This is a genomic window from Segatella salivae DSM 15606, from assembly GCF_000185845.1.
In the GTDB taxonomy this organism is placed as follows: domain Bacteria; phylum Bacteroidota; class Bacteroidia; order Bacteroidales; family Bacteroidaceae; genus Prevotella; species Prevotella salivae.
Genome location: NZ_GL629647.1, coordinates 1,800,030 through 1,811,516, shown reverse-complemented (window position 1 = coordinate 1,811,516; position 11,487 = coordinate 1,800,030). Strand labels below are relative to the sequence as shown.

General features: G+C 43.3%; 10 protein-coding genes. 8 read left to right on the top strand and 2 right to left on the bottom strand.

The features are described from left to right. Position 1 precedes the first annotated feature (1 nt). The 7 genes from HMPREF9420_RS07350 to HMPREF9420_RS13235 all read left to right on the top strand — a co-directional run bounded on the left by HMPREF9420_RS07350 (position 2) and on the right by HMPREF9420_RS13235 (position 5,129). Positions 2-202 (top strand): hypothetical protein, encoded by a 201-nt coding sequence (locus tag HMPREF9420_RS07350; RefSeq protein WP_007134922.1) that lies wholly within the window; start codon positions 2-4, stop codon positions 200-202. A gap of 151 nt (positions 203-353) precedes the next feature. After that, entirely contained in the window at positions 354-1,274 is a 921-nt protein-coding gene (locus HMPREF9420_RS07345; protein WP_007134921.1) for a helix-turn-helix domain-containing protein, read from the top strand. A 507-nt stretch (positions 1,275-1,781) separates the two neighbouring features. Then, positions 1,782-3,005 (top strand): penicillin-binding transpeptidase domain-containing protein, encoded by a 1,224-nt coding sequence (locus HMPREF9420_RS07340; protein ID WP_007134920.1) that lies wholly within the window; start codon positions 1,782-1,784, stop codon positions 3,003-3,005. A 394-nt stretch (positions 3,006-3,399) separates the two neighbouring features. After that, positions 3,400-3,528: a hypothetical protein gene (locus tag HMPREF9420_RS14860; protein WP_081457446.1), complete on the top strand. Its 129-nt coding sequence runs from the start codon at positions 3,400-3,402 to the stop codon at positions 3,526-3,528. 428 nt (positions 3,529-3,956) lie between these two features. Further along, positions 3,957-4,100: a hypothetical protein gene (locus HMPREF9420_RS14225; RefSeq protein ID WP_169309697.1), complete on the top strand. Its 144-nt coding sequence runs from the start codon at positions 3,957-3,959 to the stop codon at positions 4,098-4,100. A gap of 77 nt (positions 4,101-4,177) precedes the next feature. Beyond that, the gene (locus HMPREF9420_RS14220) at positions 4,178-4,345 is read left to right on the top strand and encodes a hypothetical protein (protein ID WP_007134918.1); all 168 of its coding nucleotides are present in this window, start codon (positions 4,178-4,180) and stop codon (positions 4,343-4,345) included. 649 nt (positions 4,346-4,994) lie between these two features. Further along, positions 4,995-5,129, top strand: coding sequence for a hypothetical protein (locus HMPREF9420_RS13235; protein WP_007134917.1), 135 nt, complete (start codon positions 4,995-4,997; stop codon positions 5,127-5,129). Between the two features lie 615 nt (positions 5,130-5,744). On the opposite strand, the gene polA is transcribed toward HMPREF9420_RS13235, so the two are convergent. Further along, positions 5,745-8,507 (bottom strand): DNA polymerase I, encoded by a 2,763-nt coding sequence (gene polA, locus HMPREF9420_RS07335; protein WP_007134916.1) that lies wholly within the window; start codon positions 8,505-8,507, stop codon positions 5,745-5,747. 105 nt (positions 8,508-8,612) lie between these two features. Between polA and HMPREF9420_RS07330 the strand changes: the two genes are divergently transcribed. Further along, the gene (locus tag HMPREF9420_RS07330; protein WP_007134915.1) at positions 8,613-9,590 is read left to right on the top strand and encodes a polyprenyl synthetase family protein; all 978 of its coding nucleotides are present in this window, start codon (positions 8,613-8,615) and stop codon (positions 9,588-9,590) included. Between the two features lie 764 nt (positions 9,591-10,354). Here HMPREF9420_RS07330 and HMPREF9420_RS07325 read toward each other — a convergent pair. Beyond that, positions 10,355-10,816, bottom strand: a complete 462-nt coding sequence (locus HMPREF9420_RS07325) for a transposase (RefSeq protein WP_007134914.1) — start codon at positions 10,814-10,816, stop codon at positions 10,355-10,357. Between the last annotated feature and the right edge of the window lie 671 nt (positions 10,817-11,487).

Here is an 11,487-nt window from a genome sequence, read left to right as displayed (position 1 = left end):
TATGAAAAGAAAAGCATATACACGTCCGGTTACACACTATTTTGATCTTGTTGCCGAACATCTGATGGACGACTCTCAAATTGTTCATGTTTCAGTCCCTATTGATCCAAGTCACGAACTCGACCCCGATGATGTGGGAGCAAAGGATAATCCTTTCTGGGCTGACGATGAATGGCCTGGTTATTCCCCATGGGATGATTAATAAAATAGCACGGAAGCAGATGCCGATTAATGGTATCTGCTTCTTTTACGATTTAGAAATTAGATAAATAATGTATATAAATCCGTGATTGTTCCCATGCAATGTGAATAATTCAAGATTTAAGTCTATCTTTGCAATAACTCAACTCATTATGCAAAACAAAGCTTCTGAAGATGGAACGATGATGTCTTTTCGTGAAATCTCCACTTATCTTAGGAGTCACAAAGATATTGTAGAGGGTGAACTCTATGTTGGTTCAGACCATATTGTGGCGCTCGACAGTGCTCCATTCTTTAGACTTATCCCCAATAATCCTCGTAATGTAAGCTTTGATGCAGCACGCTTGGTGCTCATCAGAAAGGGCTCTTGTGATATCACCATTGGCCCAATGAAGTTCAACTGCCGTCCGGGTGACATCGTGTTTATTAATAGTGGCGTAGTAGTCAACGACGATGAGGTAGACAAAAACACAAAACTCGAAGGCTTTGCCGTGTCAAAATCCTTATTGATAAAGTCTTTTGGAGGCCGCCTTCCCGAACTACTTCTTGCTCCGGATATGTGCTTTTGTGTGCATCCCAACAGCAAAGAACGTCATGTTTTGAAGCAGATTTTCCACACACTTTATTCGCTTTCTCAACTCTCTGAGGCTACGAACGAGGCAATTTGTTCGCTGATAGTGTCGGCTTATTGCTTCGTGGAGGCGCTTCATAAGCAAAATTTCAACCTCGATGGCATGTATAAGTCGCGCAATAAGTTAGTGGCTGAGCAGTTTATTAGGTTGGTAAACAACCACGCAAAGCACCAACATGAGCTTGATTTCTATGCTTCGAAACTCTGTCTCACCCCACATTATTTGGGGATGATAGTGAAACGCGAAACCAATATCACGGCAAAAGAGTGGATAGATAATACGCTTATTGTGCAGATTCAGTCGGAATTGAAATATACCAACAATTCGTTGAAGGTGATAGCCAGCGACTTTGACTTTATTTCGCTTAGTGCTTTTTGCAAATTTTATAAGCGGAAAACGGGGCACACTGCCCGAAGCTATCGCATGAAGCGAAATGAATAGGCGAGAGAGGGGGATTTTAAGGCCCTACAACGGCTATTGAATCGTGCGATAAGGTCATTCACTTCGTGGCGCCTTTCGCCTCAAATTACCGCATGAAATGGGCTGAATCGCGGATGAAAAAGAGGGAGAGGTGTGGCGGATGAGGTTTAATCCATCTGTGGATGACGTTTAATTCATCTGTGGGATGGCGTTTTTCCTGCCTTCAAATCATTGGTAGCGTTTCATGATGTTTATGAAACGGGGCCGGCAATAGGTTGGGGGAGGTCCTCGTTTATTTTTGTTTTTCTACCCCAATTCTTAGTTTTTTTTCGTAAGTTTGCAAATAATAGCTGAGAAACGGCTTCTTTTTATGGTGTAAAAGGGCGTTTTCATTGAGCTAAATCAGTGAGTTTGTGCACGTTAAAGCATGGCTTTCACAAGGAGAGAGGGCACATGGGGCACAACAAAAAATTAGAGAACATGCGGCAAAAGGCGGTGTGCCTGTTTGCAAAATAATCAAAACGAAACATGAGAAAATTAGGGATAATCGTCTCTTTATTTGTATTTTCGCTGACCATTCAAGGTCATATTCTGCCGAAAGATAAGCATCTCACGGTTAATCAGGGCTTGCAAAAGTTAGCCAACAAGCTCTTAGAGGGCAAGCAAGGGAGTATTGTGGCCATCGAACCCGCCACGGGTGAGGTGCTGTGTATGGCGAGTTCGTCTCACGAAAACGATGGGGTCAACCATGCCATCGAAACCGTTTATTCGCCTGGTTCTACGTTTAAGGTTGCCAATACCATTGCTTTCGTCTCCGAAAATATCATCAACCATAACACAAAATACACGTGTAATGAGGGCTTTTGGCGTGATAAGATTCACATCGGATGTCATAAACATAGCTCACCACGTGCACTTACGGGCGCACTTAGCACCTCGTGTAACGCTTATTTCTGCAAAGCTTTCATGGCAATGATAGAGAATCGCACGCGGTATAAAGGCCAGTCGCAGGCACTAAACACTTGGTATGACTACATGATTAGCATGGGTCTTGGGATGCCGCTTGGCATAGATCTCCCCAATGAGCAGGGAGGTTTTGTTCCAGATGCCTCTTATTGTCAGCGCACTTTTGGCAATCGGTGGAATGCCCAGACGATAATGTGGCTCGGAATGGGGCAGGGTGAGGTGAAGACTACACCGCTGCAACTCTGCAATCTTGCGGCTATCATAGCCAATCGCGGGTTTTTCTATACGCCACATGTGTACAAACCTACGGCCAAAAAGCCAATTGATGAGCGGTTCACCGTGCGTCATAACATTAAAGGTACACCGAAAGCGATTGAAGAAGTCATTGCCGGCATGCGCTCGGCAGTAACAAATGGCACGTGCGCAAGCATCAATACACCGACCTATCAGATATGTGGTAAGACGGGAACGGCAGAGAATACAGGCGATGATCACTCGGTGTTTATCGGCTTTGCCCCTATGAACAATCCGAAGATTGCTATCTCTGTATATATTGATAACGGTGGATTTGGCGCCGATCTTGCCGCTCCTCTCGCCGCTATTATCCTTGAAAAATACCTCACAGGAAAGCTCTCTGACCGCAGCGAACGCCATGTAAAGAAGTGGCAAAGCTATGCCATTGAACCGCCAGCACAAGTAGATTCTACTGCGATAAAGGTGATGAAAGGGAAACAAATGGCGCAGAAAAAGCGCAAAGAAATCCCTGTTACGTTGGATAATTTATAGGGGGTGGTTTGTGAGGGGTAGGAAACAAAGCCTCACCCCCGGCCCTTTGCTTTCCTCGTTTCGCAGGCTTCACGAACAGCGACCTTTGGTTCCCCGAAGAGGGAGGGGAGTAGTTAGTTTTGGAAAAGGAGGAGATAGTTTGAGAAGCAATTAGGGGTGGTGATGTTGTTGATAATAAAGAGTAAAATGGTTTGGTGCAAATCATCGTGTGATTTGCCGTTTTTTATGCTGTGAAATAACGTAAATGGTATGATCATCCGACGCATATTGAAATGTATTTGTAGTTCAACGCTGTAAGCGTTGTACGTTTGATAGCCTATGGTTGGCGTCAGCCTACCCTGGGTTATGCATATAATGAGGAGGTCAACGCCGTAGGTATCATGCCGATATTCCAATGAATGTATTTTACAATATACATGCCCTCATGGTGCAACTCGGTACGAGTTGTGTTTTTGATAGCCCGGGGTTGGCGAGGAACGAGCCTACCCCGGGTCAACGTTCGCAAGGAGATTCAACGCCATAGGTGTTGAGCTTTTTCTATGAAGACACGCTTACAATGAAACATTTTATGACGGATTAATCAAAGAAAGCGCAACACCTATGGCGTTGTTCCACACCAACCATACCCTAACCCAGGGTAGCCTGCACTATCGTTTGGCAACCCTGGGCTATCAAAGGCGCAACACCTACGGCGTTGAAACATTCATTTCATAATACAATTGATGCCAACATTCGAACTAATAAATAGCAAAATGTGCCAATATCCCAATGAATATATCTATCACTACGAATGTTCTCATCATGCAAAGCCGTAGGTTTTATGTCAACATTCCAATGAATACATCCGTATTGCGAATGTTACAACTACGCAACAATGCGGGTTTTACGTCAATATTCCAATGAACACATCGCCCAGGGTGAATATTACAACGATTCAACGCTGTATATTTAATGCTAATACTTCAATGGGATATATCCACCATGATGAATGTTCTCATCACGCAACTCGGTACGAGTTGTTCTTTTGATAGCCCGGGGTTGGCGAGGAACGAGCCTACCCCGGGTCAACGTTCGCAAGGAGATTCAACGCCGTAGGTGTTGAGCTTTTTCTGTGAAAATATGGGTATAGTGAGGGAATTCATGGCGAATTAATCAAAGAAAGCACAACACCTATGGCGTTGTTCCATGCAAACCATATACTAACTCAGGGTAGCCTGCACTATCGTTTGGCAACCCTGGGCTATCGAAAGCGCAACACCTATGGCGTTGAAACATGTATTTTGTTATACCATTTCCGTTATTTCATGCCGTGGTATGGTGTAAATCGGGTGATGAAATAAACGATGCAATGCCATAGATGCTATACATTTCCGTGCAATGTGCTATTATTTCATGCCGTGGTATGGTGTAAATCGGGTGATGAAATAAACGATGTAATGCCATAGATGCTATACATTTCCGTACAACGTGCTATTAATTCATGCCGTGGTATGGTGTAAATCGGGTGATGAAATAAACGATGCAATGCCATAGATGCTATACTTTTCCATGCAACATACCATTAATTCATGCCGCTGGTCTGTGAAAATCGGGTGATGAAATGTAAAAATCAATGTCTCAATTGTGATTCAACGCTGTAAGCGTTGTACCTTTGATAGCCCAGGGTTGGCGCCAGCCTACCCTGGGTTATATGTGTTGTGTGGAAGTCAACGCCGTAGGTGTTGTGCTTTTTCTGCGTGGAATGCTGTGATAAAATATTGAGGAATAAAAGGTACAGCGCCTACAGCGTTGTTCCCCCTAACGGCAAACAACCCAGGGTAGACTTCGCTTGCGCTCATCAACCCTGGGCTATCAAAAGAACAACTCGTACCGAGTTGCGCAATGAAACAATTGTGAGAGTGATGTTGTTGATAATAAAGTGTAAAATAGTTTGCGGCATTTCATTGTGTAAAATACAGCAAAATACACGACCATTTGATACAGATTATAATGCTACTTCAGTTCAACGCTGTAAGTGTTGTACCTTTGATAGCCCAGGGTTGGCGTCAGCCTACCCTGGGTTATATGTGTAGTGTGGAAGTCAACGCCGTAGGTGTTGTGCTTTTTCTGCGTGGAATGCTGTGATAAAATATCGAGGAATAAAAGGTACAACGCCTACAGCGTTGTTCCCCCTAACGATAAATAACCCAGGGTAGACTTCGCTTTCGCTCGTCAACCCTGGGCTATCAAAAGTACAACGCCTACAGCGTTGCTTTGTTCTCTCATGCAAGTTTTACGCGAAATAGGGGATTAATCGGTGTGATATTTACTTTGTTGCTTTGTTTTCTCATGTAAATTTTGCGTGAAATAGGGGATTAATCGGTGTGATATTTACAGCGTTGCTTTATTTTCTCATGCAAGTTTTACGCGAAATAATGGATTAATCGGTGTGATATTTACTTTGTTACTTTATTTTCTCATGCAAATTCTGCGCGAAATAGGGGATTAAACCATGTGATATTTACTTTGTAGCTTTGTTTTCTAACGTCAATTATGAACAAAATATGTTTTAATTGTTCTCCAAAATGGGGAGTTAGTCGATGTACAACATATGATAATACATTGATTTATGCATACAACGAAGCTACATCCGGCATGAATTTAATCTGATATTTACTTTTTTTGTAATCGTAAATTGCTGTTTGAATCGTTCGGAAACGGATAGCGTTATAGGGGGAGGATAGTTATTTCTCTCCCCTTTTAGTGTGCTTCGAGCCAATTGTTTCCCCAACCTGCATCGGCTGTTAGAGGCACTTTCAGTTGGCATGCGCCTTGCATTTCTTCGAGAACAATCTTTTCTACGCGCTCTTTTTCCTCTGGATAAACGGAGAAGTTGAGTTCATCGTGCACTTGAAGAATCATTTTTGAACGGATGTTTTCAGCCTTAAAGCGTTGCCAGATGCGTATCATGGCAATCTTGATGATATCGGCTTCCGAGCCTTGTATAGGCGCATTGATGGCATTTCGCTCTGCAAAGCCACGCACAGTACCATTCTTTGAGTTGATATCTGGCAGGTAACGACGGCGCCCAAAGAGGGTTACGGCGTAACCTTTTTGGCGTGCTTCCTCTTTCGCTTGTTCCATATAAGCCTTCACTTTGGGGAAGGTTGTGAAGTAATCTTCTATGAGCATACGGGCTTCTTTGTTATCAATTCCCATGCGTTGTGCCAGTCCATAGGTGGTGATGCCATAGATAATACCGAAGTTTGCCTGCTTGGCCTTCTTGCGTTCTTCAGGAGTTACGTCGGCAATCTGCTTGTGCCATATCTTCGCTGCGGTAGCCGCGTGGATGTCAAAGCCCTCGCGGAAGGCCTCAATCATATTCTCATCACCACTGAGATGAGCCATGATTCGTAGCTCAATCTGTGAGTAATCAGCTGAGAAAAACAGGCATCCTGGCTCGGGAACAAAGCACTTTCGTATCTCTTTTCCGTCCTCACTTCTCACTGGAATGTTTTGTAAGTTGGGGTCACTCGACGATAATCGTCCTGTGGCCGTAAGGGCTTGGTTGAACGAAGTGTGTATATGTTGGGTGCGCTTATGAATCAGTTTGGGAAGTGCTTCGACATAAGTGCCGAGTAGTTTCTTTAGTCCTCGGTGGGCTAAAATGTCTTCAACAATGGGATTCTTTGCCCGTAGTGACTGCAACACTTCCTCGTTAGTGACATATTGTCCCGTCTTAGTTTTCTTCGGTTTCTCCATGATTTGCAGCTTACCGAAAAGGATATCGCCCACTTGTTTGGGGCTGGCAATGTTGAAAGTCTCGCCTGCTTCTTCGTAGATATGACGCTCAAGGCGGTTCATTCGCTCAGTAAAAATCTCGGCAGTATCATGGAGTGTGGCCGTGTCTACACGCACTCCATTGAGTTCCATGTCGGCAAGTACGGGGATAAGTGGCGTCTCAATGTCCCAGAAAAGGGCTTCCATGGCGACCTCTTTTAACTTTGGTTCGAGCACGTTTCGTAGCTGAAGGGTGATATCTGCATCCTCCGCGCCATACTCATAAGCGTCTTCTGGGGCAATGTCGCGCATCGACTTTTGATGCTTTCCGGGTGCACCGATAAGCTCTTCTATATGGATTGTCTTATAGTTTAGCAATGTTTCGGCCATATAGTCCATGTTATGTCGCAACTCGGGTTGAAGCACATAATGCGCTAACATGGTGTCAAACATCTTGCCTTGGAGGGTTACTCCATAGTTCTTTAGCACCTCATAGTCGTATTTAATGTTTTGACCAATCTTCAAAATTGATGGGTCTTCATAAACCGACTTAAAGATATTAACATATTGTAAGGCTTGTTTGCGGTCGTTAGGAATTGCTACATAAAACGCTTTATGTTCCTCAACAGCGAAGCATAAGCCTACCAATTCTGCCTCGATTGCATCAGTTGATGTTGTCTCTGTATCTAAACTGAGAATTTGTTTTGTCTTGAAAAAGTCACAAATTCTTTGTGCTTCCTCTTGATTATCAATCAGTTTATATTCGTGTTTGATAGTTTTAAGGCTCTCAAAACTCGCGTTTTCTGAACTAACTTGGCTGTTGCTCGGAATATCGGCAAATAAATCGCGTTCTACATTAACGCTTTTTTGCTTTTGTTCTGTTTTGTTCAGAATCTTGTTTGCAAGCGTTTTAAATTCCAAGTCGGCAAAGATTTCAGAGAGTTTTTGTTCATCTGGTTGTTGCAATCGCAATGCTTCAAGATTTAATTCGATAGGAACGTCGGTACGAATTGTTGCGAGAAACTTCGACATTTTGATATCTTCGACGGCACCTTCTACCTTTTCTCTCATCTTACCTTTCAGTTGATCGGTGTGCTCAAGAAGCCCATCTATCGAGCCAAACTCATTGATAAGTTTCACTGCAGTCTTCTCTCCTACGCCGGGACAACCAGGGAAATTATCGGCCGAGTCACCCATTAGCGCCAGTAAGTCGATAACTTGTTCGGGCTTGTTGATGCCATATTTCTCGGCAATCTCCTGTTCGCCCACAATGTCATATCCACCTCCATGGCGCGGACGATACATGAAAACATTCTTTCGAATGAGTTGTCCATAATCCTTATCAGGCGTGAGCATATAGGTCTCTACACCCTCATTACCAGCCTTTGTGGCTAAAGTTCCAATGACATCATCGGCTTCAAAGCCCTCAACTTCAAGGATAGGGATGTGAAACGCATGTAGAATTTCCTTGATGATAGGCACACTTAGCGCGATATCTTCAGGTGGTTCTTGGCGTTGAGCCTTATAGGGTGGGAAGGCCTCATGACGGAAAGTCTTGCCTGCATCGAATGCAACACCGAGATATTCGGGGTTTTCTTTCGTGATAATCTCATGCAGCGTGTTGACAAATCCAAGGATAGCCGACGTGTTAAGTCCCTTTGAATTGATGCGCGGAGCACGGATAAGAGCATAATACGACCTAAATATCAACGCGAAAGCATCTAAGAGAAATAATTTGTTCATAGTTGTTTTATTTGCTGTAAAATTACAAAAAAATAAGCATTAATCCTTATTTTATACTATCATTACCATAAAAAATGCTTATTTTTGTAACAAATACAAGGAAGAATGGACTATTTATCACTTATCAAACAGCCGATTTCTGCTGAATTAGATGATTTTATCTCTCTTTTTAATCAGTCGTTATCACACGATAACGGATTGTTGGCTCAGGTGCTGATGCACATTCGTCAGCGCGGAGGTAAACGCATGCGACCGATACTTATTCTTCTAATGGCGAAAAATTTCGGTTGTGTTTCTTCCGTAACCCAGCATGCAGCGGTAGGTCTTGAGTTGCTCCACACGGCGAGCCTTGTGCATGATGATGTCGTAGATGAAAGCAGTGAGCGGCGTGGACAGGCCAGCGTTAATGCCTTATATGACAATAAAGTGAGTGTATTAGTGGGCGATTTCATTCTTTCTACTGCCCTGCTTTACGTTTCAAAAACCCACTCGGAAGTGATTGTTAGAAGGCTTTCTGAACTCGGACGCACACTCTCTGATGGCGAGATTCTACAACTCACGAACATCCAAAAAGAAGCAATTTCTGAGACAGCCTATTACGAAATCATCAAGCGAAAGACTGCCGCGCTCTTCGAATCTTGTGCTGCTATTGGTGCAGAAAGTGCTGGAGCGAGCGATGACGATGTAGAAGCCGCGCGATTGTTTGGCCAAAATCTTGGCATCATCTTCCAGATTCGTGATGATATTTTCGACTATTACGACTCAAAAGAGATAGGGAAACCTACGGGCAATGATATGCTTGAAGGCAAACTAACGCTGCCCGTCATCTATGCATTAAAGTCTACCGGCAACGCAGAGATGATGACTCTTGCCCGCAAAGTGAAAGCCCGCGAGGTGAAACAGAGTGAAATCAACCAACTTGTGGCCTTCACAAAGGAAAGCGGTGGCATTGAGTATGCCGAGCAACAAATGTGGAAATTCCATGCCGCTTGCATGCAGTTTATAGATGAAAAGGTAGGGGATAGCACCATAAAAGCAGCATTGAAGGCCTATCTTGACTTTGTGATAGAGCGAAAGAGTTAGTGAAGAGGCCCTATCTAACCCCATCCCAATCCCTTCTTGAAGGAAGGGAATGCCTCCTTGAGCATTTTCTTTCAAGACAGAATATAATATATTGATAATCCATTGATTATCAATATCTTGGTGTATACTATGGAGTAGCGTTGCAAAATGCCTTATTTTACCTTGCAACGTATGTCAAATTACCCTATGATCTAATAGAGATAGTCGGCTGATTGGGTATATATTGTTCTACGGATTCTCTGTTATCATATGGTGATAATGGGTGTTGTATTTCTTTTTGAAGGCGGGGAGTACAGACAACTCGGTACGAGTTGTGTTTCTGATAGCCCCATGTTGGCGAATAAAATGAGCCTACGTGGGGAATAAATGAACGCATGAAATGAACCCGGAACGGGTTCAGCTTTTTCACATTTGCCACGTAATTGGAAGAAGCAAAACCCGTACCGGGTTTGAAAACCACTTGTTATCGCTCACCCGAGGTAGGCTCGTTCCTCGCCAACCACGGGCTTTCAAAAGCATAACTGCTACGCAGTTACTATATACCCGCCCTCATCTGGTGAATGGAATGAGCCTACGTGGGGAATAAATAGACGAACGATTGTCAGCATAATTCGTGTTATGCAACATCACAAACGCATTATGTGGCATCGCAACTCGGTACGAGTTGTGCTTTTGAAAGCCCCACGTTGGCGAATGGAATGAGCCTACGTGGGGTAAAATGTGTGTGCCGAATAAACCCAGTATGGGTTTAGCTTTTTCCCCATTTACGTGCTCCAATAAAATTTTTCATCGTATTTTGTGATGCCTGCATTGCGTAACAATGCCTCAAACTCATCTTTTGCTGAAACCTTTTTATGGTGTTCTTGCTGTTGATAAATATATTGATACACACTATCTTTGTGCCTTATTGAAACGCTGAATGCACCATATCCACCTTGCCAACAAAAGGAATGGTAATAAGACGGATTGCGTTCTTTCAGGAAGAGTGTGGCTTTTCGTTTCACCTCTTTTATCACATCAGCTACTGATGTGTTGGTAGCAAGCACCAATAAAAAGTGCAGATGGTCGGCAACACCATTGGCAATGAGACATGGACAATGTAAGAAGTGACAAGTTTGCATAACAAACTGATTCAGCGGTAATTGGTCTTGTGCTTGAATATTGACGGCTTTTGCGTGTTTGTGAAATACGCAATGCACCAGGATTTGGTTGAGATATTGTGGCATAAGATTATGAATTGGTTTTTGCAAAGATAGCGAAATCTTCAGTTGTTGATGCTTTTCGCCCCCATGTTTTTACGATTTTGTTACGCGAAATCAGAGATTTATGGAGCATAACTCCTTTTATTTGGAAAAAGCTGAACCCGTTCCGGGTTCATTTCATGCGTTCATTTAATCCCCACGTAGGCTCATTTCATTCGCCAACGTGGGGCTATCAAAAGCACAACTCGTACCGAGTTGCGATGCCACATAATGCGTTTGTGATGCAATATAGCACGAATTGCAAGACAATCTTTCGCCTATTTATTCCCCACGTATGCTCATTTTATTCGCCAACGTGGAGTTTTCATAGGCACAACTCGTACCGAGTTGCGATGCTTGTTAGAGTTATTTTACGGCGTAAAGTTGTGTAAGTTCCCTACGATTTAATAGGAATTGTCAGATGATCGGGTATAAATTATTCTACGGATTATCTTTTATTATACAATGACAATAGATGTTGTGACGTGCGATGAAATGTTTTTCATGTAGTAACTGCGTAGCAATTATGCTTTTGAAAGCCTTTAATTATACGATGATGGTGGGTATTGTGTCTCTTCTTGAAGGCGGGGATCATGATCAACTCGGTACGAGTTGTGCTTTTGAAAGCCCGTGGTTGGCGAGGAACGAGCCTACCT